This window comes from Actinomadura sp. 3N407 (assembly GCF_052245875.1).
GTDB lineage: Bacteria > Actinomycetota > Actinomycetes > Streptosporangiales > Streptosporangiaceae > Spirillospora.
This window is the reverse complement of record NZ_JBQQBP010000030.1, coordinates 36,707-58,855: the sequence shown is the minus strand read 5'-3', so window position 1 is coordinate 58,855 and position 22,149 is coordinate 36,707. Positions and strand designations below refer to the sequence as shown.

19 protein-coding genes are annotated in these 22,149 nt (G+C 70.7%); 8 read left to right on the top strand and 11 right to left on the bottom strand.

Features of this window, described 5'->3' with window-relative positions; all coding sequences use genetic code 11:
- Nucleotides 1-32: 32 nt before the first annotated feature.
- The gene (locus ACTWPP_RS41595) at nt 33-410 is read right to left on the bottom strand and encodes a winged helix-turn-helix transcriptional regulator (protein WP_443109985.1); all 378 of its coding nucleotides are present in this window, start codon (nt 408-410) and stop codon (nt 33-35) included.
- 122 nt (nt 411-532) lie between these two features.
- On the opposite strand from ACTWPP_RS41595, the gene ACTWPP_RS41590 reads away from it, so the two are divergent.
- Nucleotides 533-1,114: a YceI family protein gene (locus tag ACTWPP_RS41590; protein WP_443109984.1), complete on the top strand. Its 582-nt coding sequence runs from the start codon at nt 533-535 to the stop codon at nt 1,112-1,114.
- A 51-nt stretch (nt 1,115-1,165) separates the two neighbouring features.
- Here the strand turns inward: ACTWPP_RS41590 and ACTWPP_RS41585 are convergent, their stop codons facing one another.
- From ACTWPP_RS41585 to ACTWPP_RS41570, 4 genes are all read right to left on the bottom strand, one after another.
- A complete protein-coding gene (locus tag ACTWPP_RS41585; RefSeq protein ID WP_443109983.1) occupies nt 1,166-1,873 on the bottom strand; it encodes an HAD family hydrolase in 708 nt (235 codons plus the stop codon).
- Nucleotides 1,870-2,694: an alpha/beta fold hydrolase gene (locus tag ACTWPP_RS41580; protein WP_443109982.1), complete on the bottom strand. Its 825-nt coding sequence runs from the start codon at nt 2,692-2,694 to the stop codon at nt 1,870-1,872. The genes ACTWPP_RS41585 and ACTWPP_RS41580 overlap by 4 nt, the downstream gene beginning before the upstream one ends.
- A gap of 154 nt (nt 2,695-2,848) precedes the next feature.
- Nucleotides 2,849-4,675 (bottom strand): glycosyl hydrolase family 18 protein, encoded by a 1,827-nt coding sequence (locus ACTWPP_RS41575; protein WP_443109981.1) that lies wholly within the window; start codon nt 4,673-4,675, stop codon nt 2,849-2,851.
- A gap of 194 nt (nt 4,676-4,869) precedes the next feature.
- Nucleotides 4,870-5,346: a MarR family winged helix-turn-helix transcriptional regulator gene (locus tag ACTWPP_RS41570; RefSeq protein WP_443109980.1), complete on the bottom strand. Its 477-nt coding sequence runs from the start codon at nt 5,344-5,346 to the stop codon at nt 4,870-4,872.
- Nucleotides 5,347-5,407: 61 nt separating this feature from the next.
- On the opposite strand from ACTWPP_RS41570, the gene ACTWPP_RS41565 reads away from it, so the two are divergent.
- A complete protein-coding gene (locus tag ACTWPP_RS41565) occupies nt 5,408-5,827 on the top strand; it encodes a cupin domain-containing protein (RefSeq protein WP_443109979.1) in 420 nt (139 codons plus the stop codon).
- Nucleotides 5,828-5,858: 31 nt separating this feature from the next.
- Here ACTWPP_RS41565 and ACTWPP_RS41560 read toward each other — a convergent pair whose 3' ends face one another.
- Nucleotides 5,859-6,503, bottom strand: coding sequence for a LuxR C-terminal-related transcriptional regulator (locus tag ACTWPP_RS41560; protein ID WP_443109978.1), 645 nt, complete (start codon nt 6,501-6,503; stop codon nt 5,859-5,861).
- Nucleotides 6,455-7,762, bottom strand: coding sequence for a sensor histidine kinase (locus ACTWPP_RS41555; protein WP_443109977.1), 1,308 nt, complete (start codon nt 7,760-7,762; stop codon nt 6,455-6,457). The genes ACTWPP_RS41560 and ACTWPP_RS41555 overlap by 49 nt, the downstream gene beginning before the upstream one ends.
- Nucleotides 7,763-8,074: 312 nt before the next feature.
- On the opposite strand from ACTWPP_RS41555, the gene ACTWPP_RS41550 reads away from it, so the two are divergent.
- Nucleotides 8,075-10,570, top strand: a complete 2,496-nt coding sequence (locus ACTWPP_RS41550; RefSeq protein ID WP_443109994.1) for a Tex family protein — start codon at nt 8,075-8,077, stop codon at nt 10,568-10,570.
- Between the two features lie 68 nt (nt 10,571-10,638).
- Here ACTWPP_RS41550 and ACTWPP_RS41545 read toward each other — a convergent pair whose 3' ends face one another.
- Nucleotides 10,639-11,823, bottom strand: a complete 1,185-nt coding sequence (locus ACTWPP_RS41545) for a hypothetical protein (protein WP_443109976.1) — start codon at nt 11,821-11,823, stop codon at nt 10,639-10,641.
- A gap of 321 nt (nt 11,824-12,144) precedes the next feature.
- On the opposite strand from ACTWPP_RS41545, the gene tig reads away from it, so the two are divergent.
- The 4 genes from tig to clpX all read left to right on the top strand — a co-directional run bounded on the left by tig (nt 12,145) and on the right by clpX (nt 16,831).
- A complete protein-coding gene (tig, locus tag ACTWPP_RS41540) occupies nt 12,145-13,668 on the top strand; it encodes a trigger factor (RefSeq protein ID WP_443109975.1) in 1,524 nt (507 codons plus the stop codon).
- A 273-nt stretch (nt 13,669-13,941) separates the two neighbouring features.
- A complete protein-coding gene (locus tag ACTWPP_RS41535; RefSeq protein WP_443109993.1) occupies nt 13,942-14,574 on the top strand; it encodes a ClpP family protease in 633 nt (210 codons plus the stop codon).
- 146 nt (nt 14,575-14,720) lie between these two features.
- Nucleotides 14,721-15,383 (top strand): ATP-dependent Clp protease proteolytic subunit, encoded by a 663-nt coding sequence (locus tag ACTWPP_RS41530; protein ID WP_443109992.1) that lies wholly within the window; start codon nt 14,721-14,723, stop codon nt 15,381-15,383.
- Between the two features lie 173 nt (nt 15,384-15,556).
- Nucleotides 15,557-16,831: an ATP-dependent Clp protease ATP-binding subunit ClpX gene (gene clpX, locus ACTWPP_RS41525; protein WP_443109974.1), complete on the top strand. Its 1,275-nt coding sequence runs from the start codon at nt 15,557-15,559 to the stop codon at nt 16,829-16,831.
- Nucleotides 16,832-16,922: 91 nt separating this feature from the next.
- Here the strand turns inward: clpX and ACTWPP_RS41520 are convergent, their stop codons facing one another.
- The 3 genes from ACTWPP_RS41520 to ACTWPP_RS41510 form a co-directional block, all read right to left on the bottom strand.
- A complete protein-coding gene (locus ACTWPP_RS41520) occupies nt 16,923-17,579 on the bottom strand; it encodes a response regulator (RefSeq protein WP_443109973.1) in 657 nt (218 codons plus the stop codon).
- On the bottom strand, nt 17,576-18,376 hold the full coding sequence (locus ACTWPP_RS41515; protein WP_443109972.1) for a sensor histidine kinase: 801 nt from the start codon (nt 18,374-18,376) through the stop codon (nt 17,576-17,578). Before ACTWPP_RS41515 ends, ACTWPP_RS41520 begins: the two co-directional genes overlap by 4 nt.
- A 158-nt stretch (nt 18,377-18,534) precedes the next feature.
- Nucleotides 18,535-19,176 (bottom strand): hypothetical protein, encoded by a 642-nt coding sequence (locus ACTWPP_RS41510; RefSeq protein WP_443109971.1) that lies wholly within the window; start codon nt 19,174-19,176, stop codon nt 18,535-18,537.
- Nucleotides 19,177-19,459: 283 nt separating this feature from the next.
- Here ACTWPP_RS41510 and ACTWPP_RS41505 point away from each other — a divergent pair, with 283 nt between their 5' ends.
- Complete coding sequence (locus tag ACTWPP_RS41505; protein WP_443109970.1) at nt 19,460-22,105, top strand: valine--tRNA ligase; 2,646 nt, start codon at nt 19,460-19,462, stop codon at nt 22,103-22,105.
- Nucleotides 22,106-22,149 lie beyond the last annotated feature (44 nt).

Below are 22,149 nucleotides of genomic sequence, written 5' to 3'. Positions count from 1 at the left end.
GTCCTACGCGCGCGTCTGCTGCGGCCGAGACCTCATGTCGTCTTGAGGGCCTCCGTCTCCGCGGTGCGGACGTCGTAGTCGGCGCGGGCGGCGTCGATCTCGTTGATATGGGATTCCGCCCATTTCACGAGGGTGCTGGCCGCGTCCAGCAGCGTCGCGCCCATCGGGGTGAGTGAATAGTCCACGCGGGGCGGCATCACCGGGTACACGGTGCGGCTGACGATGCCGTCGCGTTCCAGGCCGCGCAGCGTGACGGTGAGCATCCGCTGGCTGATGCCGTCGATCTCGCGCCTGAGTTCGGTGAACCGCTTGGTGCGCTCGCCGAGCAGCGAGATCACCTGTAGCGACCACTTGTCGCCGACGCGGTCGAGGATCTCGCGGGCCCGGCACCTCTCGGCCGTGTACTCCATGGTTATCTCCAGGTGACCAGGGCAGGAAAAAGTGCCTTCTTGTGCCGACTCCGAGGGTGTCCGCACCATGGAGACGGTTCCCGATCGGAACCGCCTTACTTCTCATAACCCTAGGAGACACGATGACGGCCGAGCTTGTCGAGATCCCCGGCTACATCGCCGGCACCTGGACCATCGACCCCCTGCACAGCGGCGTCGGCTTCACCATCCGGCATCTGATGGTCAGCAAGGTCCGCGGGCGCTTCGGAACGTTCGAGGGGACGATCGTGACCGGCGACGACCCCCTCGACTCGTCGGTGACCGCGACCATCGACCTGGCCTCGATCGACACCGGCATCGCCCAGCGCGACGAGCACGTCAGGTCCGCCGACTTCCTCGACGTCGAGAAGTATCCGGCGATGACGTACCGCTCCACCGGCGTGCGCCCCGACGGAGACGGCTTCGTCCTGGACGGCGAGCTGACGTTGCGCGGTGTGACCAAGCAGGTCCCGCTCGATCTGGAGATGGGCGGGTTCGCCCCAGACACGTTCCGGCAGGACGACCCGTTCAAGGGCGCCCGCGCCGGTTTCACCGCGACCGGGGAGATCAGGCGGCTGGAGTTCGGCGTCGGCGACACCACGATGGTGCCGGGCGGCGGCGGGCTCGGGCTGAGCGACAAGGTCCAGATCATCCTGGAGATCCAGGCGAGCCTCCAGACGTCCTGACCCAGACGTCCGTGGGCGGCACCGGGACACGGCCGGTGCCGCCCACGCGGATCATCGCGTGCCCGCCGTCCCCGCCTTTCGAAGGAGCAGCCGGGGGAGCGCGTCCAGCGAGGTGATGCGCGAGACCTCCAGGCCGTGCGGTGCGGGATCGCCGGAGCGGTCGAGCCACACGCCGGTGAGTCCCGCGGCCGCGGCGCCCTGCGCGTCGGTGACGAGGCGGTCCCCGACGTAGGCTGCCTCGCCGGGCGGGACGCCGAGTCCCGCGCACGCCGTCCGGAAGATCCCGGCGGAGGGCTTGGCGGAACCCGTCTCTCCGGAGGTCACGACGTACCGGAGAAGGCCGGCGAAGCCGAGACGTTCGATCTTCGCGCGCTGCTGCTCCGCGTCCCCGTTGGTGATCACTCCGAGCCGCAGGCCGCGCTCCGCCAGGACGTCCAGCACCCGCCCGGCCTCGGGAAACGGTCGCCACGCGGCCTGGTACAGGGTCAGGAACCCGGCGGTCCACGTGTCGGCGCGGGAGTCGTCCCATTCCCCGAGCCCCAGTTCCCGAGCCAGGGGCACGATCCGGGCGCGGCGCTGGGCGGCGAGGCTCAGCTCACCCGCCAGGTACCGGTCGACCGCCTCCTCGGTCAGCTCCCTCCAGCGCGGGACGAGGCACGCCGGGTCCGCGTCCGGGAACGAGCGGGTGATCGCTTCGGCCGCCGCCCCCTCGTGGTCGAGGAGCGTCCCGTCGAGGTCGAACAGCACGGCCGCGATCATGCGAGGAAGCCGGCGAGCGCGGCGGTCAGCTCGGCGGGCGCGTCCTCCTGGACCAGGTGCCCGGCCCCGCCGATCGGGTGGAGGCGCGAACCGGGGACGAGGGCGGCCAGCTCGTGGCCCTTGGCGACGGGGATCCAGGTGTCCGAGGCGCCCCAGCAGATCAGGACCGGGAGCGCCAGCTCGCCGTAGCGGCCCTGGATCTCGTCGGTGTAGCGCTGGTCCGCCTGGGCGATCTGCCGGTAGAACGCCGGCTGCCCGGCGTCCCCGAGCCAGGGGCCGGCCAGCGCCTCAAGAACGGCTGGATGCAGGCCGCGGTTGCTCGCGGACGACACGTACTCCCGGACGAGCGCCCCGTGCAGCGCGGGCGGGAGCTGCTCGAACACCTCCGCGTTGGCACCGACAAGGCGGAAGAACGGCGATCCCCATGGGGCCAGCGCGACCGGGTCGACAAGGGCGAGGGCACGGTAGCGGGCGCCGTGCAGGAGATGCGCCCGGAGGGACACGGCACCGCCGAAGTCATGCGCGACGACGTACGGCTCCTGCAGGCCCCAATGGGCCAGCAGTTCGGTGAAGACCTCGCCCTGCGCGGCCAGCGAGACGTCCTGCCCATCGCTCATCTCGGACGTCCCGTAGCCCGGCATGTCCCACACGTACACGCGGTGGTTCGTCGCCAAAGCGCGCGCGACACCACGCCACACGTAGGACGAGAACGGCGTGCCGTGCAGGAGGACGACCGGGTCCGCATGCTCGTCCCCAAGCACGTCCCACCGAACCTCACCGGCTTTGCTCCGGTACGTCTTGCCCAGCGTCCAGTCGTGCAAGGGAGCTCCCAACGTCGTCGGACGAACAACCGTCTCCCTATCCTCGTATCCCGCCCGCAACGCATGGAACGGGCCCCTGACCGGCGTCCAGGTGGTCAGGGGCCCGATGTCTCGGCTGCCTGAGGGGCTGGGAGGTCCCCCTATGGCGAACGGCTCAGCCGAGACCGTTCTTGATCGCGGTGATCAGCTCACCGTTCGCGGTGTCGCCGCTGAGCTCCCAGAAGAAGGCGCCCGCCAGGCCCTCGTCCTGGGCGTAGGCCATCTTCCCGCCGATGGTGGACGGTGTGTCGTAGCTCCACCACTGGCTGCCGCACTTGGCGTAGGCCGTGCCGGCGACGGTGCCGGTCGAGGGACACCTGCCCTTGAGGACCTTGTAGTCCTCGATGCCGGCCTCGTAGGTGCCGGGTGCGGCGCCCGTCGCGGTCCCGCCCGGCTCGGACTGGGTGACGCCCGTCCAGCCGCGGCCGTAGAAGCCGATGCCCAGCAGCAGCTTGTTCGCCGGGATGCCCTTCGACTTCAGCTTGGCGATGGTGTCGGCGGTGTTGAAGCCCTGCTGCGGGATGCCCGGGTAGGACGTGAGCGGCGAGTGCGGCGCCGTCGGTCCCTGGGCGGCCCAGGCGCCGAAGTAGTCGTAGGTCATGGGCATGTACCAGTCGACGTACCGGGCGGCGCCGGCGTAGTCGGTCGCGTCCATCTTTCCGCCGGGGCTGGCGTCGGCGGTGATCGCGGCCGTCACGAGGTTGTTCGAGCCGAACTTGGACCGCAGCGCCGACAGCAGGTTCCCCAGCGCCTGCGGGCCACTGGTGTCGCAGGTGAGGCCGCAGGCGTTCGGGTACTCCCAGTCGATGTCGATGCCGTCGAACACGTCCGCCCAGCGCGGGTCCTCGACCAGGTTGTAGCAGGACTCGGCGAACGCGGCCGGGTTCTGCGCGGCCTGGCCGAAGCCGCCGGACCACGTCCAGCCGCCGAACGACCAGATCACCTTGAGGTCCGGGTGCAGCTTCTTCAGCTTGCGGAGCTGGTTGAAGTTGCCGCGCAGCGGCTGGTCCCAGGTGTCGGCGACGCCGTCGACGCTCTGGGCGGCGGTGTAGGCCTTGTCGGTGGCGGCGTAGGCGTCGCCGATGGTGCACTTGCCGCCCTGGACGTTGCCGAACGCGTAGTTGATGTGGGTGAGCCTGTCGGCGGAGCCGCTCGTCTCGATGTTCTTCACGTGGTAGTTGCGCTGGTAGACGCCCCACTCGGCGAAGTATCCGATGACCTTCTCGCCGGCGTTTCCGCCGCCGCCTTCGTCGGTGGTGACCGAGACGGAGGCGGACGCGGGGGAGCTGTTCCCGGCGGCGTCGCGGGCCTTGACGGTGAAGGTGTAGGCGGTGCCGGCCGACAGCCCGCCGACGGTGGCGCCGGTGCCGGTCACCGAGGCGGCCTTCGCGGCGCCGTTGTAGACGTCGTACCCGGTGACGCCGACGTTGTCGGTCGACGCGTTCCACGCCAGCGAGACGCTGGTGGCGGTCTTGCCCGTCGTGCGCAGGCCGGACGGGGCGGCGGGGGCCTCGGTGTCGTCGCCGGGTCCGCCGGAGCCGTCGCAGGCCGCGCCGTTGACCGTGCAGCCGGTGAACCAGCCGGGCCCGGTTCCGTTGAACCCGAAGCTGGTCTCGGCGCCCGCGGCGAGTGCTCCGTTCCAGCCGGCGTTGGTGAAGGTGTAGCGGTTGCCCGAGACGCTCTTGGTCGCGTTCCACACCGACGTCACGGCGGTTCCGGACGGCAAGTCGCCCTCGAGCGTCCAGCCGTTGAGGGCCGCGTCCGTCCCGTTGGTGATCGTGCACGTGCCGCCGAAGCCCGTGCCCCAGTCCTGGGTCTTGGTACAGGTGGCGGTGACCGTCCCGGCCGACGACGCCGGTGGCGCCGTGAGCAGGGCGGTGGCCACCGCCAGTGATGTCGCGCCGGCGAGTGCGATGGCCCGCCGTCCGCCCGGTCTTGACATGATTCTCCGTTCGTTCGGCCCCCGAGCAAACAGGAATCCCCGCTCAATTCTTAGGAAAGTTTCCTAAGAATTGGCCAGATGGTAACCGGGTGGAACGGTGCGTTCAAGGGGTCCGGGACGGCCCGTGAACGCCGGAAACGGGTGGTCTAAGCGGCTGCCTGGGCACATACGGGCGGACGTTGCGGAAAGAATCTTCACGGCATGCCGAACCAGCCGGGGAAGTCGAGCCGCCACAGGTCGGCGGGCGTGACCTGCCGGAGGTCGTGCTCCATCGCGCGGACGCGGCCGGCGCCCAGCCGCCGAACCCAGTCGTCACGGATCCGGTCGAAGATCCGCGCCGACCGGTCCAGGGAGTCCGCGCCCCGCGCCGTCAGCCGGACGATCTTGCGCCGGGCATCGGACGGGTCGGCGGTGCGCTCGACGTAGCCGACCCGCTCCAGCGACTCGATCATCTTGCCCGCCGCCTGCTTGGACACCCCGAGCCGCCGGCCGAGCTCCACGGCCGTCGTGCCGTCGGGGCCGATCGCCTGGAACACGAAGCCGTGCATCGGGCGCAGGTCCGGATGCCCCTGGCCGGCCAGCTCGGCGTGCAGCTCATCGATGATCACCCGGAAGGCGAGGAACAGCCGCAGCGGCAGCTCGAACCCCGGGGCGTCGCCGTCACTTGACATAGAAGACAACCTCATTGACTATATGGACAACCACATTGTCCAACTTAGGGGATCGGGGCTCATGACGCTCGTCCGCGACACCGAAAGCCGCCGCACCGAGACGCCCAACGGCACCATGACCACGTTCGCGACGCCCACCCAGGGCGGCACGCGGGGCCTCGCCGTCTGGCGCGTCGACATGGCGCCGGGCAGGACCGGCCCGCTGCACGCGTTCGACACCGAGCAGGTCTGGACGTTCCTGGAAGGCACGGCCACCATCGACCTGGACGGGCGCAAGCTGGAGGCGGGCCCCGGCGACACCGTCGTCCTGCCCGCCGGCGCACCGCGCCGGATGACCTCGCGGCCCGGCACCGGCTTCACCGCCGTCGTCGCCGCCCACGCGGGCTGCCTCGTCTACGACCCGGACGCGGTCGTCGATGACACCAAGTGCGAGATCGCTCCCCAGGGCGACGAGCGGCTCGTCCCGCCGTGGGCGCGATGACCTGGCCGGCCGCGGATGCGGAGGCGAGCCGTCAGGTGCCCAGATAGGCGAGGACGGCGAGGACCCGCCGGTTGTCGTCCTCGGACTGCGGCAGCCCGAGCTTGCCGAAGATGCTGTTGGTGTGCTTGCTGATCGCCTTCTCGGTGACGAACAGCTGCCCGGCGATCGCCGCGTTCGAGCGGCCCTCGGCCATCAGCCCGAGCACCTCGCGCTCGCGGGGGGTCAGCCGCTGCAGCGGCTCCTCGCGGGCGTGCCGGGTCAGCAGCTGCGACACCACGTCCGGGTCGAGGGCGGTGCCGCCGTCCGCGACCCGCCGCACCGCCTCCACGAAGACCTTGACGTCCGACACCCGGTCCTTCAGCAGGTAGCCGATGCCGCCCCGGCTGTCGGACAGCAGCTCCCGCGCGTACAGCTGCTCCACATGCTGCGACAGCACCAGCACCGGCAGCCCGGGGATCTCCCGCCGCGCCTCCAGCGACGCCTTCAGGCCCTCGTCGGTGAACGTCGGCGGGAGCCGCACGTCCACGACCGCCACGTCCGGACGGTGCGTGGTGAGCGCCCGCAGCAGCGACGGGCCGTTGTCGACGGCCTCGACGACCTCGAACCCGAACGCGCCGAGCAGGCGGATCAGCCCGTCCCGGAGGAGGGCGAGATCTTCGGCGATGACAACGCGCACGGCAGCTCCATGGTCACGACGGTCGGCCCGCCGGGCGGGCTCGTCACGGCCATCGTCCCATCGAAGGCCGCGAGCCTGCGCTCGATGCCGCGCATGCCGGAGCCCCGCGCGGGATCGGCGCCGCCCGTCCCGTCGTCCCCGATGATCATAAGCAGCCGGCCGCCGGAGTGCTCGATCTGGATCCAGGCCCGCCGCGCACCGGAGTGCTTGGCCACGTTGGCGAGCATCTCCGCCACCGCGAAGTACGCCGCCGACTCGACGGGGGCGTCCGGACGGCCGGCCAGGTCGATCCGCACGTCCACGGGCAGCGGCAGGCTCAGCGCCAGCGCCCGCACGGCCCCGTCCAGACCCCGCTCGGCCAGGACCGGCGGATGGATCCCGCGGACCAGGTCGCGCAGTTCGGTCAGGGCCGTCCCGCTGGCGGCGCGGGCCTCGGCGAGCAGCTGCTGCGCGGTCTCCGGATCGTGCTTCATCATCTCCTCGGCGAGCCCGATGTTCATGCTCAGCGCGACCAGCCGGGCCTGCGCGCCGTCGTGCAGGTCCCGCTCGATGCGGCGCAGCTCGGCGGCGGAGGCGTCCACCGTCTCCGAACGCGTCTCGGTGAGCCGCTGGACGCGCTCGGTCAGCGCGCCCCGCGTCGGCGCGAGCAGCGACCGGCCGAACAGCGCGTGCGCCCTCAGGAACACCGGCCCCAGCGGGACGGACGCCACCACCATCGCGGCCCCGAGGACGATCGGGCCGACGAGGCCGAGCAGCCCGTAGTCGTCCAGCATCCAGAACGGGCCCCAGCCGAAATTCCCGAACAGCGCGAACCACGGCGCGACGAACATCCCTTCCAGCCCGTACACCGCCAAACCGCCCGCCAGGATTCCGAGGACGAGCGCGACCGGGATGTTCACGAACGTCCACAGCAGGTCGCGCCACGACGCCGGGTCCGCCAGCAGCCACCGCAGGCGCGCGAACGGGCCGAGCCCGCCCGGCGGCTCCGGCCGGTACGGGACGGCGATCTCCACGTCCGACCATTCGGCCGCCCACACCCGCTGCTGGTTGGCGATCGTGCGGATCGCCTGGAACACGACCGGTGTGAGGACGACCCCGACGCCCAGCGGGATGAAAACGAGCGACAACACCGCGAGGATGAACAGCGGCAGGTTCACCGTGAACGCCAGCACGATCTGGACGACCCCGCGGACGAAGCTCGTGAAGGCACGCCGCGCATACTCTCCGAGTAGCTCGACGACGCGCTGGCGTTCGCTCACCTGGTCCTCCGTGGGCGTTCTCTCCGGTAAACCCCGACCCCCTCATTGTGGTCTGTTCCCATCCAGGGCTCGGGGGTGCTAGGCCCCCTCTTGCGGGCCGCAGCAGGGGGCTTAGACCTACCTGGCGCCCGGCGCGACCACGTGTCCGGCGGACATCGAGCGGTAACAAGACAACGCGGTGACAAGACAACGAGGCCCGTTCCCTGGACAATGCACGCTGACATCCAGGGGAGAAAGCGAATCCAAGCTGTGACAGCGACCACCAGCCAGACGTCCACCGGCCAGCAGGGCACGCAGCCCGGGGTCCGGCCCATCACCCAGCGCATCGCCGAGGAGATCGGCGTCGGCGAGGGGCAGGTGCGGGTCGCGGTGGACCTGCTCGACGGCGGGGCGACCGTCCCGTTCATCGCCCGCTACCGCAAGGAGGCGACCGGCACCCTCGACGACGCGCAGCTGCGCGCGCTGGAGGAGCGGCTGCGCTACATGCGCGAGCTGGACGAGCGCCGCACCGCGATCCTGGAGTCGATCGAGTCGCAGGGCAAGCTCGACGACGCGCTCAGAGCCCGGATCGTGGCGGCCGATTCCAAGGCGCGGCTGGAGGACATCTACCTGCCGTACAAGCCGAAGCGGCGGACCAAGGCGCAGATCGCCCGCGAGGCCGGCCTCGAACCGCTCGCCGTGCTGCTGCTAGACGACCCGTCCCACGATCCGCAGGCCGCCGCCGGCGAGTACGTGGACGCGGAGAAGGGCGTCGCCGACGCGGCCGCCGCGCTGGAGGGCGCGCGGGCCATCCTCGTCGAGCGTTTCGCCGAGGACGCCGACCTCATCGGCGCCCTCCGCGAACGCATGTGGAACCGGGGCCGGGTCGTCTCCCGGGTCCGGGACGGCAAGCAGGAGGCGGGCGCGAAGTTCTCCGACTACTTCGAGTTCGCCGAGCCGTTCACGAGGCTGCCCTCGCACCGCGTCCTCGCGCTGTTCCGCGGCGAGAAGGAAGAGGTCCTCGACCTCGACCTGGAGCCCGAGGACGAGGCGGGTTCGGGCGGTGAGAAGGGCAGAGAGGAAGGCGCGCGCAGCTCGTACGAGGTGGAGATCGCGCGCCGGTTCCGGATCACCGACCAGGGCCGTCCGGCCGACAAGTGGCTGTCGGACGCCGTCCGCTGGGCGTGGCGCACCCGCATCCTCGTCCACCTCGGCATCGACATGCGCACCCGGCTCCGGCAGGAGGCGGAGGACGAGGCGGTCCGCGTGTTCGCCGCGAACCTGCGCGACCTGCTGCTCGCCGCGCCCGCCGGGACCCGCGCGACGATGGGCCTGGACCCCGGCCTGCGCACCGGCGTCAAGGTCGCCGTCGTGGACTCCACCGGCAAGGCCGTCGCCACCGACACGATCTACCCTCACGAGCCGCGCCGGAAGTGGGACGAGTCGATCGAGACGCTCGCCCGCCTCGCCCGCGAGCACAAGGTCGATCTCGTCTCCATCGGCAACGGCACCGCCTCCCGGGAGACCGACAAGCTCGCCGCCGACCTGATCGCCCGGCACCCCGACCTCAAGCTCACCAAGATCATGGTGTCGGAGGCCGGCGCGTCGGTGTACTCGGCGTCGGAGTACGCCGGACGCGAACTGCCCGGCATGGACGTCTCGCTGCGCGGCGCCGTCTCCATCGCCCGCCGCCTCCAGGACCCGCTCGCCGAGCTGGTCAAGATCGACCCGAAGTCGATCGGCGTCGGGCAGTACCAGCACGACATCTCCGAGGTGAAGCTGTCCCGTTCGCTCGACGCGGTCGTCGAGGACTGCGTGAACGCCGTCGGCGTCGACGTCAACACCGCGTCCGCGCCGCTGCTCACCCGCGTGTCGGGCATCGGCGACGGGCTCGCGGAGAACATCGTGGCCCACCGCGACACCAACGGCCCGTTCCGGACCCGCGGCGGGCTGAAGGACGTCCCGCGGCTCGGCCCGAAGGCGTTCGAGCAGTGCGCGGGCTTCCTGCGCATCCCCGGCGGGGACGACCCGCTCGACGCCTCCAGCGTGCACCCGGAGGCGTACCCGGTCGTCCGCCGGATCCTGGACGCGGCGGGCAACGACGTGAAGGGACTCATCGGCAACACGGCCGCGCTGCGCTCCCTGAAGCCGTCGGACTTCGTGGACGACACGTTCGGGCTGCCGACCGTCACCGACATCCTCACCGAGCTGGAGAAGCCCGGCCGCGACCCGCGCCCGGCGTTCAAGACGGCCACGTTCAAGGAGGGCGTCGACAAGCTCGCCGACCTCGAACCCGGCATGATCCTGGAGGGCGTGGTCACCAACGTCGCCGCGTTCGGCGCCTTCGTGGACGTCGGCGTCCACCAGGACGGGCTCGTCCACATCTCCGCGATGTCCGACAAGTTCGTGTCCGACCCGCGCGATGTCGCCAAGCCGGGCGACATCGTCCGCGTCAAGGTGCTGGACGTCGACCTGCAGCGCAAGCGCATCTCGCTCACGCTCCGGCTGGACGATGAGCCGGGCGGCGACAGGCCGGGCGGCCGTGACCAGCAGGGCGGCCGTGACCAGCACGGCGGTGGCGGTCGCGGCGAGCAGCGCGACAGGGGCGGCCGCCAGAACCGCGGCGGCGGACGCGGCGGGCAGGGCGGCCAAGGCGGCGGACGCGGCGGCCAAGGCGGCGGGCAGGGCGGCGGACGCGGCGGGCAGCGCGGAGGCGGACGCGGCGGGCAGGGAGGCGGTGACTCCTCCGGCGGCGGCGCGATGGCCGAGGCCCTCCGCCGGGCCGGCCTCGACAAGGGCCTCCCCGGCGACGACCGCAAGCCGCGCTGACACTCCGACGAAGCGTTCCCCTCGGGTCTTCCAGGCCGGAGGCCCCGGGGGGATCGGCTCGTTGCCGGTCAGTCGCCGAAGCCGCGCCAGCGTCCGTCGGTCCCCGTCTCCGTGGGGCTCTGCGGACGGACGGGACGACGCGGCGGCCGCGGCTCGGCCCCCGGCCGGTTGTACGGGCCCTGGCCGAGCGGGTCCTGCGCGTACGGGGAACGCTGCGGCGGCACCGAAGGCTGCGGCATCCCGTCCCCGGCCTGCTGCTGCTCCGCATGTCCGGGGAACGGCTGGTCGGCGTGGCGTGGCTGCGGGCCCCCGAGCGCGGGCCCGCCCAGCGCGGAACCGCCGAACGGGTCGTGCGTGGAAGAGACGTCCTCGCGGGAGTCGCGGGGCTCTTCCTCGATGGGCCGGTGCCGGGGGAACTGCAGGACGGCGATCGCGCCCAGCGTCAGCGCGCCGAGCCGCATCGCGGAGTACGCCGCGTCCCGCGGCCACGGCTCCTCGTACATGAACGTGCCCATCGCCAGCAGGTACGTCTTGGCGCTGACCGTCATCACGGTCGCCACGATCGACACCCGGCAGCGCTGGAACGCCATGACCATGATCCCGAACCCGATGGCCGCCGAGAGCACCGTCAGATACGGCCACGGCGTCAGCGCGATCCGCAGGCCGGTGGCGTCGGCGTGGTCGCTCCACCCCTTGATCGCCAGTTCGGCGGTGCCGACCGGGAAGCCCGAGCTGAGCCCGTAGGCGATCCCGGTGACGGGGCGGGCGTGCCGGCCGTCCGGGCGGTAGTCGCCGAGCACCAGGATCAGCACCGGCACCAGCACCGCCGGGGCGACCACCACCGCGATCTTCCACAGCGGCGCGTCCGCCGAACTGATCGGCTCGTCCCCGCTGAGCGACGCGGTCAGCAGCAGGATCGCCGCGCCGATCAGCACCAGGCTCAGCCACTCGCGCGGGGTGAGGCGCTCGCCGAAGAACACCAGCGCGATCAGCAGCAGCGGAACGATGCCGGACATGAAGATCGGCACGGCGGTCGACAGCGGCAGCATGCTCAGCGCGAGGATCTGCAGGCTGAGGCCGCCGAGCACGATCGCGAGGGCGATCAGGAAGATCCAGTTGCTCACGATCGTCCAGATCATGTGCAGGATGCGGTTGCCCCGGAGCGGGGCCATCCGGTCCGCCGCCAGCTTGAAGACGGCGAACCCGAGGTAGTAGAGACCGGTCGCACTGAAGGCCGCAGCTATCCCGTTCATCCCGGATGAGTATGGGGCTTTCGATGCCCTGTGTCACTGCCCGTGCGGGAACGTTGACGCGGATTCGCCGGTCTTGTGGGCGTCCGATGTCCGCACACGGCGCCGCTACCCCATAGACTTGGCCGCGCGAAGGCGCGGAGCCGTATTCGGCGTGCCCGCGCCGCTGGGAGACTGACCGGCTGAGTGACGACGCAGACGGACCGGGTATCGGGCCCGTAGGCGTGCAGGCCGAGGCCTCGCAGGCAACAAGCTCGAAGGCAAGAAGAAATACGCGTCGAACGCCGCGGCCGAGACAGCGCCCGATCAAGGAGACCTACCCCAGTGAAGACCGATGTCGAGGAGCTGACCCCCACGCGGGTCAAGCTCACCGTCGAGGTTCCGTTCGACGAGCTCAAGCCGAACCTCGACAAGGCGTACAAGGAGATCTCGCAGCAGGTGCGGATCAAGGGCTTCCGGCCCGGCAAGGTCCCCGCCCCGCTGATCGACAAGTACGTCGGCCGGGGTGCGGTCCTGCAGGAGGCGGTCAACGACGCGCTTCCCGAGCTGTACGGCCGCGCCGTCGAGGAGTCCGAGATCTTCGTGCTCGGGCAGCCCGACGTCGAGGTGACCGAGCTGGAGGACGGTACCCAGTTCGCGTTCACCGCCGAGGTCGACATCCGGCCGAAGTTCGAGGTGCCCGACTACGACGGCCTCGAGGTCGTGGTGGACGACGCCGAGGTCACCGACGAGCAGGTCGAGGAGACGATCGGCAACCTGCGCGAGCGGTTCGCCTCCCTCACCAACGCCGAGCGGGCCGTCGAGGAGGGCGACTTCGCCACCGTCGACCTGGTCGCCAGGATCGACGGGGAGGAGATCGAGGACGCCTCCACGAGCGGCTACTCCTACGAGGTCGGCAGCAAGTCGGCCGTCGAGGGCCTGGACGAGGCGCTCATCGGCCTGGCCGCCGGTGAGGAAACGACGTTCACCGGCACCCTGGCCGGCGGTGAGCACGCCGGCGAGGAGGCCGAGATCACCGTCACCGTGCAGGGCGTCAAGGTGAAGAACCTGCCCGACCTGGACGACGAGTTCGCCCAGCTCGCCAGCGAGTTCGACACCATCGGCGAGCTCCGCGACGACGTCCGGACGCGGCTCGGCCGGCAGGTGAGGATGCAGCAGCTGTCCGACGCGCGCGACAAGGCCCTCGAAGCGCTGCTGGAGAAGGTCGAGATCCCGCTTCCCGACAAGGTCGTGGAGGAGGAGATCGACCGCCGCAACCAGCAGCTGGAGCAGCAGCTGCAGATGGCGGGCATGTCCAAGGACGACTACCTGTCCGGCGAGGAGAAGACCGCGGAGGAGTTCGACACCGAGGTCGCCGACGCGGCCCGGCTCGCGGTCAAGGGCGGGTTCGTGCTCGACCAGCTCGCCGTCCAGGAGGAGCTGAACGTCGAGAACGAGGAGCTCAGCGAGTACGTCGTCACGCAGGCGATGCAGATGGGCGTGCAGCCTCAGCAGCTCGCCGAGTACCTCACGCAGAACAACCAGCTCCCGGCGATCGTCTCGGAGGTGCTGCGCAGCAAGGCGCTGAACCTCGTCGTCGAGCACGTCACGGTCAAGGACGAGTCGGGCAACGAGATCGACGTCGAGGCCGTGCAGCGGGAGCTGGACGGCGAGACGGGCGAGACCGTCCAGGCCGAGGACGCCGAGACCGCGGAGGCGACCGAGACCGCCGAGGACGCCGAGGCCACCGAGGGCACCGACGCCGAGGCCGCCGCGGACGCCGGCGAGGAGCCCGCGCAGACGGCCGAGGACACCGCTGAGGAGGCCCCGGCCGCTGAGGCGAAGGACGCGCAGGACAAGGACTCCTGAGACGTTCTGGACGTTCTCCGAGCATCGGGCACGCCCCGCATCCGGTCACCGGGTGCGGGGCGTCTCCTTTGGGCGGGCCGAAACCGGGTGTGGGAGGCGTCCCCCGGGGGATGCCGCCTTCATGAAGATCGCCGGGAGTGTCGGGAGGCATCCGGCGCCGCGCGGGTACGCCCCTGGCGAAAAGGCGGCCTCCCGGGCTTAAGCGGGCCCGTGCGCGCGTTAATGTCCAATCATCCGAACCGATTAAAAAGGACCGGAGGAACACCGGTGAGCATGCCTCCGACTTTCGACGAGTCGTCGCGGATCCAGGCGCGGGTCGCCGAGGCGCCCCTGTCGCCTCTGGGCGACCAGCTGTTCCAGCGCCTGCTGCGCGAACGCATCGTCTTCCTCGGCCAGCAGGTCGACGACGATATCGCCAACCGCATCTGCGCCGAGCTCCTGCTGCTGTCGGCCGAGGACGGCCGGCGCGACATCACGATCTACATCAACTCGCCAGGTGGCTCCGTCACCGCCGGCATGGCGATCTACGACATCATGAAGTACGTCCCGAACGACATCGTCACGGTGGGCATGGGCCTGGCCGCGTCGATGGGCCAGTTCCTGCTGTGCGCCGGGACCACGGGCAAGCGCTACGCCCTGCCCCACGCGCGCATCATGATGCACCAGCCGTCGGGCGGCATCGGCGGCACGGCCTCCGACATCAAGATCCAGGCCGAGCAGATGCTGTACGTCAAGAAGACGCTCGCCGAGAAGATCGCCGAACACACCGGCCAGTCGCTCGAGCAGATCGACCGCGACTCCGACCGCGACCGCTGGTTCACCGCCGACGAGGCCAAGGACTACGGGCTGGTGGACCACGTGGTGCTCAGTGCCAACCAGGTGCCCTCCGAGGGCACCGTCTCCTGAGGTGGGTGGATGACCGCAGCGAGCGCCAGCGAGCGAGGATCGTCCGACCACCCCCCTGCGGGGGTCCGGGGGGCGTCTCCCAGAAGACACTGTTCACTTATCGGAGGCACACAGTGAGCGACCTCATCCGACCCGGCTTCAGTGATCTGACCCGGCCCGGCGTGCAGGCGGGCGAGGCCCCGGCACCGGCGCAGAGCCGCTACATCATTCCGTCGTTCGTCGAGCGCACCACGTACGGGGTCAAGGAGATGAACCCGTACAACAAGCTGTTCGAGGAGCGGATCATCTTCCTCGGCGTGCAGATCGACGACGCGTCCGCCAACGACGTGATGGCGCAGCTGATCACGCTGGAGTCGATCGACCCCGACCGCGACATCAGCATCTACATCAACTCGCCCGGCGGCTCGTTCACCGCCATGACGGCGATCTACGACACGATGCAGTTCGTCAAGCCCGACATCCAGACCGTCTGCATCGGCCAGGCCGCATCGGCCGCCGCGGTGCTGCTCGCGGCCGGGACGCCGGGCAAGCGGGCCGCGCTGCCCAACTCGCGGATACTGATCCACCAGCCCGCGACCGAGGGCACCTACGGCCAGTCCAGCGACATAGAGATCCAGGCGCGCGAGATCATGCGGATCCGCGAGCTGCTGGAGAGCATCCTGGCCGAGCACAGCGGCAGGACCATCGACGAGGTGCGCCGCGATATCGAACGCGACAAGATCCTCACGGCGGACGAGGCGAAGGACTACGGTCTCATCGACGATGTCTTCGCCAGCAGGAAGCGCAAGGCCGAGGTAGTGTCGTCCTGAGACGACACGAGGACGAGGAGATCCCCGAGCCCGGCCGCCACACTTCCGGGCGAGGGGCTTTCCAAGTCCGTTGGAGGCGGTAACGTCGAGTCCAACGTCGAGAGCCTTCGGGACGCAACCGAGCTGCGCCGCATCCTCCAAGGCGGGCGGCCCCACGAAAAGGAGACAGTTGGGTGGCACGCATCGGCGACGGTGGTGATCTGCTGAAGTGCTCGTTCTGCGGGAAGAGCCAGAAGCAGGTCAAAAAGCTCATCGCGGGTCCGGGCGTGTACATCTGCGACGAGTGCATCGATCTCTGTAACGAGATCATCGAGGAGGAGCTCTCCGAGACCTCCGACCTCAAGTGGGACAACCTGCCCAAACCGCGGGAGATCTACGAGTTCCTGGACTCCTACGTCATCGGGCAGGACACGGCGAAGAAGGCGCTGTCCGTCGCCGTCTACAACCACTACAAGCGGATCCAGTCGGGCGACACCGGCAGGGACGACCCGGTCGAGATCGGCAAGTCCAACATCCTGCTGCTGGGCCCCACCGGGTCGGGCAAGACGCTCCTCGCGCAGACGCTCGCCAAACTCCTCAACGTCCCGTTCGCCATCGCGGACGCCACGGCGCTGACGGAGGCCGGATATGTGGGGGAGGACGTCGAGAACATCCTCCTCAAACTGATCCAAGCGGCCGACTATGACGTCAAGAAGGCCGAGACCGGGATCATCTACATCGACGAAGTCGACAAGGTCGCCCGCAAGAGCGAGAACCCGTCGATCACGCGGGACGTCTCGGGCGAGGGCGTCCAGCAGGCCCTCCTGAAGATCCTGGAGGGCACCACCGCGAGCGTCCCGCCGCAGGGCGGCCGCAAGCACCCGCACCAGGAGTTCATCCAGATCGACACCACCAACGTGCTGTTCATCTGCGGCGGCGCGTTCGCCGGCCTGGAGAAGATCGTCGAGTCCCGGGTCGGCAAGCAGGGCATGGGCTTCGGTGCGCAGATCCGCTCCAAGTCCGACTTCGAGGAGTCGTCGGCGGTGTTCGGCGAGGTGATGCCCGAGGACCTGCTGAAGTTCGGGTTGATCCCCGAGTTCATCGGCCGGCTCCCGGTGATCACCTCCGTGCACAACCTGGACCGCGAGGCCCTGATCAACATCCTCACCGAGCCGAAGAACGCGCTGGTACGCCAGTACCATCGCCTCTTCGAACTCGACGGCGTCGACCTGGAGTTCACCGACGACGCCCTGGAGGCGATCGCCGACCAGGCGATCCTTCGCGGTACCGGCGCGCGCGGCCTGCGCGCCATCATGGAGGAAGTGCTCCTGTCGGTGATGTACGAGGTGCCGAGCCGTCAGGACGTCGCCCGCGTCGTCATCACCCGCGAGGCCGTCCTGGAGCACGTCAACCCGACTCTCGTCCCCCGCGACCGCCCCAAGCGTGAGCCGAGGGAGAAGTCGGCATAGTCAGCTCGGCCTAGTCCGGCGCGGTCCAGCCGGCGTAGGACAGAGAGGCGCCCCCGGCCGGTGGCCGGGGGCGTTTCGCGTGCCCGGGGCGTCAGCGGCGGCTGGATTCGCCGAGGCCGGCCTCGCGGGCGACGACGATGGCCTGCGCGCGGTCCGCGACGTGCAGCTTCATGAAGATGTTCGAGACGTGGTTGCGGACGGTCTTCTGGCTGAGGAAAAGCGTCCCGGCGATCTCGGCGTTGCTGCGGCCCTGCGCGATCAGTTCGAGGACCTCCCGCTCCCGCTCGGTCAGCTCCGGGAACGCGGCCCGCCGCGGGTCGGGCATGTCGGTGAAGTAGGTCAGCACGCGGCGGGCGATCTCGGGCCCGTAGATGGCCTCGCCCGCCGCGACGGCCCGCACGGCGCGGGCGATCTCCTCGGCGCCCGACTCCTTCAGCAGGTAGCCGCGGGCACCGGCGCGCATCGCCGCGAAGACGGAGTCGTCGTCGCGGAACATCGTCAGCACCAGCACGCCGATGCGCGGGCTCGTCCGGGTGATCGTCCGGGTGGCCTCGATGCCGTTGCCGCCGGGCATGTGCAGGTCCATCACGACCACGTCCGGCTGCAGTTCCGCGGCCAGCCGCACCGCGTCCGGCCCGTTCTCCGCCTCGCCGACGACCTCCACGCCCAGTGCGTGCAGCAGCCCCTTCAGGCCCTGCCTGAACACCGGGTGGTCGTCGGTGATGAGAACCCGGATGTTCTCGGTCATTGACGTCCGCCTCTTCCGGTCGAAGGACGATGATACCCGGCGGCGGTCTCCGCGGCGGCGAGCGGGAGCCGGACCGAGACCACGGTTCCGCCGCCGTTCCGGGACGTGATCGTGCAGCTGCCGCCGAGTTCGGCGGCCCATTCCTTCATCGCGGCCATGCCGCGCCGGGACCTCGGCTGGCCGCCGTTGCGGGCGGCGTCGGGCAGGCCCGGCCCGGTGTCGGCGACCACGAGCCGGAAGTCGGCGTCGCGGGACAGCCGGACCGTCGCGGTGGCCCCGGGCGCGTGCAGCCGGACGTTCGTCAGGGCCTCCTGCACGATCCGGTACGCCGCCACCTCCACCGCCGCGGGCAGTTCCAGGTGCTCGCCGTCGAAGCGCACGACCACCCGCTCGCAGCAGCCCTCGGCGAACGACTCGATGGCCGCGACGAGCCCGAGGTCGTCCAGGGCGGGCGGGCGCAGCCCGTGCGCGAGGTCGCGGATCTCCCCGACGGCCGTCGCCAGCCGGTCCCGGACGTCGGCGAGCAGCGGGTCCATCCGCTCCGGCTCGCCGGCCAGCGTGATGCGCGCCGCGTCCAGCGACATCGCGAGGCTGGCCAGTGTCGGCCCGAGCCCGTCGTGCAGGTCGTGCCGCAGCCGCCGCCGCTCCTCCTCCCGGCTGGCGAGGATCCGCTCCCGGGAGCGCTGCAGGTCGGCGGTGAGGCGGCGGAGGTGAGGGATGGTCGCGGCACGTGCCGCCACGGCCCCCGCGGTGAACGCGCCGGCAAGCACGGCGGCGCGTGCCAGTACCGCTCGCATCCCGTCCCTCTCCTTCCGCCCCGCCGTCGCGGGCGTTCACCATCACCCTTTCCGGCGGGGCGACCCGGTGTCAGGTGACCTGTGTCCCGACCCTCACGGGAAACCGCTCTCTGGGGGCGAGGGGCCGCTGGAGATGCGTCCGGTTCCATCCGTTCCTGTCAGTCCTCCACGTCCTCGCGGAGGGCGCGCATCACACGCTGCAGTCCCGCGACCTTGTACTCCGGCGGCTCGTTCCCCCTGCTGACCTTCCCACCTGCCGGGATGACCAGCGCGAACGTCGTCCTGGTCGACCAGCCGCAGATAGAGGTGTAGGAGTAGCGGCTCTTCGCGGCCGCGGTCAGGCGCCCGCACAGCCCCGTGCCGTCCCCGCCCGAGTCGGCGATCTCCCAGATCCTGCTGGTGACGCGGACGTCGTCCGTGCTGAGCGCGTTGCGGAGATGGAAGTGCAACTGGCTGATGAGCCTGTCCCGCTCGTATTCGCCGCTGAACCCGATGAACAGGAACGCCAGGTCGCCGTCCCGGTACACCCCGTCCGCCCAGTCGGCGTTCGAGGGGGTGGTGCTGCTGCGCATCACCCTGCGCATGGTGTCCGCGAGGTCGTCCGCCCCTTTGTCATAGCTGTTGTCGAGGGTCATTCCGCCCGCCCTGGAGGGGGTGGAGAGCTCGTGGCTCGTGCTCGCGAGATAGAACGCGACGCCGCCGCCGCTGAGCACCAGCACCAGCACGAACGCACCGGCCAGCAGGCCGATGAGCAGGCCGGGGCCGCGCTTGCGGCGCGGCCCGCCCGGCGGCATGGGCATGCCCGGTCCCGGCATGCCGTACGGACCCGGGGGACCGGGCGGGTGTGGCCCAGGTGGCCCAGGTGGCCCAGGCGGCCCAGGCGGCCCAGGCGGACCGGGTGGCCTCGGTGGACCGGGCGGGCCGGTGGGCGGGGGGTTCCAACTGCTCATGGGACTCCTTGTCCTGACGCCGTGCGCGGGTGGGCGGGTGCGGATGTGGGAGCGTGCCCACACGCGGTCGACTATCGGACGCGGGAGCGGCCCGGGGCGTTCTACCTTTCCGATCCCCGTAGAATCGTCAGCCGTGACACAGCCCAGCACTGAGCGCGGCCAGGGGGCCGCCGCGGACGTCGACCTGCCCACCCAGTACCGACCGGCGGATGTTGAGGGCCGGCTCTACGAACGGTGGGTATCGGAGGGGCTGTTCACCGCCGACCCGGGGCGCGCCGCGGACCGGCCCCCGTTCTCGATCGTGATCCCGCCGCCGAACGTCACCGGCTCGCTGCACATGGGACACGCCCTCGACCACTCGATCCAGGACACCCTCGTCCGGTGGCACCGGATGCGGGGCCACGAGACCCTGTGGCTCCCGGGCATGGACCACGCCGGCATCGCCACCCAGAACGTGGTGGAGCGCGAGCTGGCCAAGGAGGGCGTGTCGCGGCACGACCTCGGACGCGAGGCGTTCACCGAGCGGGTGTGGCAGTGGAAGGCGGAGTCCGGCGGCCGGATCCTCGGCCAGATGCGCCGGCTCGGCGACAGCGTCGACTGGACGCGCGAGGCGTTCACGATGGACGACGCACGTGCCGCCTCCGTCCAGACGATCTTCAAGCGGCTGTTCGACGACGGGCTGATCTACCGGGCCGAGCGCATCATCAACTGGTGCCCGCGCTGCCTGACCGCCCTGTCCGACATCGAGGTCGAGCACGAGGACGTCGAGGGCGAGCTGGTGTCGATCCGGTACGGCTCCGGCGAGGACGAGATCGTCGTGGCGACCACGCGGGCGGAGACGATGCTCGGCGACACCGCCGTGGCCGTCCACCCCGGGGGCGCCCGGTACGCGCACCTGATCGGCCGGGAGATCGAGCTTCCGCTGACCGGCCGCCGCATCCCGGTCGTGGCCGACGAGCACGTCGATCCCGAGTTCGGGACGGGCGCGGTGAAGGTGACCCCGGCGCACGACCCGAACGACTTCGAGATCGGCCGCCGGCATTCGCTGCGGTCCCTGTCGGTCATGGACGAGCGCGGCGTCGTCACCGCGTCCGGCCCGTTCGAGGGGCTCGACAGGTTCGAGGCGCGCCCGGCGGTCGTGGCGGCGCTGCGCGAGCAGGGCCGGATCGTCAAGGAGGTCCGCCCCTTCGCGCACTCGGTCGGGCACTGCCAGCGCTGCGCCACGGTCGTCGAGCCGCGCGTGTCGCTGCAGTGGTTCGTGAAGGTCGAGTCGCTGGCGCGGGCCGCCGGCGACGCCGTCCGGGACGGCCGCGTCACGATCCACCCGCCGGAGATGGCGGCCCGCTACTTCGAGTGGGTCGACAACATGCACGACTGGTGCATCAGCCGGCAGCTGTGGTGGGGGCACCGCATCCCCGTCTGGTACGGGCCGGACGGCGCGGTCGTCTGCCCGGGCCCCGGCGAGGAGCCGCCCGCCGGCTGGACGCAGGACACCGACGTCCTCGACACGTGGTTCTCCTCGGCGCTGTGGCCGTTCTCCACCCTGGGCTGGCCCGACGAGACGCCCGAGCTGAAGCGGTTCTATCCGACGTCCGTCCTGGTCACGGGCTACGACATCCTGTTCTTCTGGGTCGCCCGGATGATGATGTTCGGGCTGTACGCGATGGACGGCGTCCAGCCGTTCGACACCATCGCCCTGCACGGGATGGTCCGCGACCAGTTCGGCAAGAAGATGTCCAAGTCGTTCGGGAACGTCATCGACCCCCTCGACTGGATCGACGCGTACGGCGCCGACGCGACCCGCTTCACGCTGCTGCGCGGCGCGAACCCGGGCGGCGACGTCCCGGTGGCGGAGCAGTGGGCGCAGGGTTCGCGCAACTTCTGCAACAAGCTGTGGAACGCGACGCGGTTCGCGCTCATCAACGGCGCGCACGTCCGCGGGGAGATGCCCGCGGAGGTGTCCACCGTGGACGCCTGGATCCTGTCGCGCCTTCAGTCCGTCATCGCCGAGGTGAACTCCTACCTGGAGGCCTACGACTTCGCGAAGGCGTGCGAGACGCTGTACCACTTCGCATGGGACGAGGTCTGCGACTGGTACGTGGAGCTGGCGAAGGTCCAGCTGGCCGACGAACGGGCCGAAAGCACGCGCCGTGTCCTGGGCGAGGTCCTCGACAAGCTTCTGCGGCTGCTGCACCCGGTGATCCCCTTCGTCACCGAAGAGCTGTGGACGGCGCTGTGCACCGCACCGCCCGAATCCACCTCCGGTGCCGGCACCGTGGTCACCGCGCCGTGGCCGTCCGCCGAGCCCGCACGCACGGACCGGGACGCCGAGGCCGTCATCGAGTCGCTGCAGCGTCTCGTCACGGAGGTCCGCCGGTTCCGCGCCGACCAGGGCCTCAAGCCGGGCCAGAAGGTCGCCGCGACGCTGGAGTGGGGCACCTCGCCGCTGTCCGCGCACGAGGAGGGCGTCCGCTCGCTGCTGCGCCTGACGGAGCCGGGCGCCGGGTTCTCCGCCACCGCGTCCCTGCCCGCCGAAGGCGTCACCGTCCGGCTCGACACCGCCGGGGCCATCGATGTGGCCGCGGAGCGCAAGCGGCTGGAGAAGGACCTCGCCGCCGCCCGCAAGGAGGTCGAGCAGGCGACCCGCAAGCTCGGCAACGAGGCGTTCATGGCGAAGGCGCCCGAGGCCGTCGTCGCCAAGAACCGGCAGCGTCTCGCGCAGGCCGAGGCCGACATCAGCCGGCTGGAGTCGCAGCTGACCGCCCTTCCCGCGGGCTGACAGGGGAGCTGACCCGGCGAACGGACGGCGTGCCCCGTCCGTCG

Excerpts from the sequence above, each read along its gene's own strand:
- ACTWPP_RS41570 (WP_443109980.1), bottom strand. The coding sequence starts at position 5,346 with ATGTCAAGTGACGGCGACGCCCCGGGGTTCGAGCTGCCGCTGCGGCTG.
- ACTWPP_RS41565 (WP_443109979.1), top strand. The coding sequence starts at position 5,408 with ATGACGCTCGTCCGCGACACCGAAAGCCGCCGCACCGAGACGCCCAAC.
- ACTWPP_RS41510 (WP_443109971.1), bottom strand. The coding sequence starts at position 19,176 with ATGCCCATGCCGCCGGGCGGGCCGCGCCGCAAGCGCGGCCCCGGCCTG.
- ACTWPP_RS41535 (WP_443109993.1), top strand. The coding sequence starts at position 13,942 with ATGCCTCCGACTTTCGACGAGTCGTCGCGGATCCAGGCGCGGGTCGCC.
- ACTWPP_RS41590 (WP_443109984.1), top strand. The coding sequence starts at position 533 with ATGACGGCCGAGCTTGTCGAGATCCCCGGCTACATCGCCGGCACCTGG.
- ACTWPP_RS41585 (WP_443109983.1), bottom strand. The coding sequence starts at position 1,873 with ATGATCGCGGCCGTGCTGTTCGACCTCGACGGGACGCTCCTCGACCAC.
- ACTWPP_RS41575 (WP_443109981.1), bottom strand. The coding sequence starts at position 4,675 with ATGTCAAGACCGGGCGGACGGCGGGCCATCGCACTCGCCGGCGCGACA.
- ACTWPP_RS41515 (WP_443109972.1), bottom strand. The coding sequence starts at position 18,376 with ATGCGAGCGGTACTGGCACGCGCCGCCGTGCTTGCCGGCGCGTTCACC.
- ACTWPP_RS41595 (WP_443109985.1), bottom strand. The coding sequence starts at position 410 with ATGGAGTACACGGCCGAGAGGTGCCGGGCCCGCGAGATCCTCGACCGC.
- ACTWPP_RS41545 (WP_443109976.1), bottom strand. The coding sequence starts at position 11,823 with ATGAACGGGATAGCTGCGGCCTTCAGTGCGACCGGTCTCTACTACCTC.
- ACTWPP_RS41520 (WP_443109973.1), bottom strand. The coding sequence starts at position 17,579 with ATGACCGAGAACATCCGGGTTCTCATCACCGACGACCACCCGGTGTTC.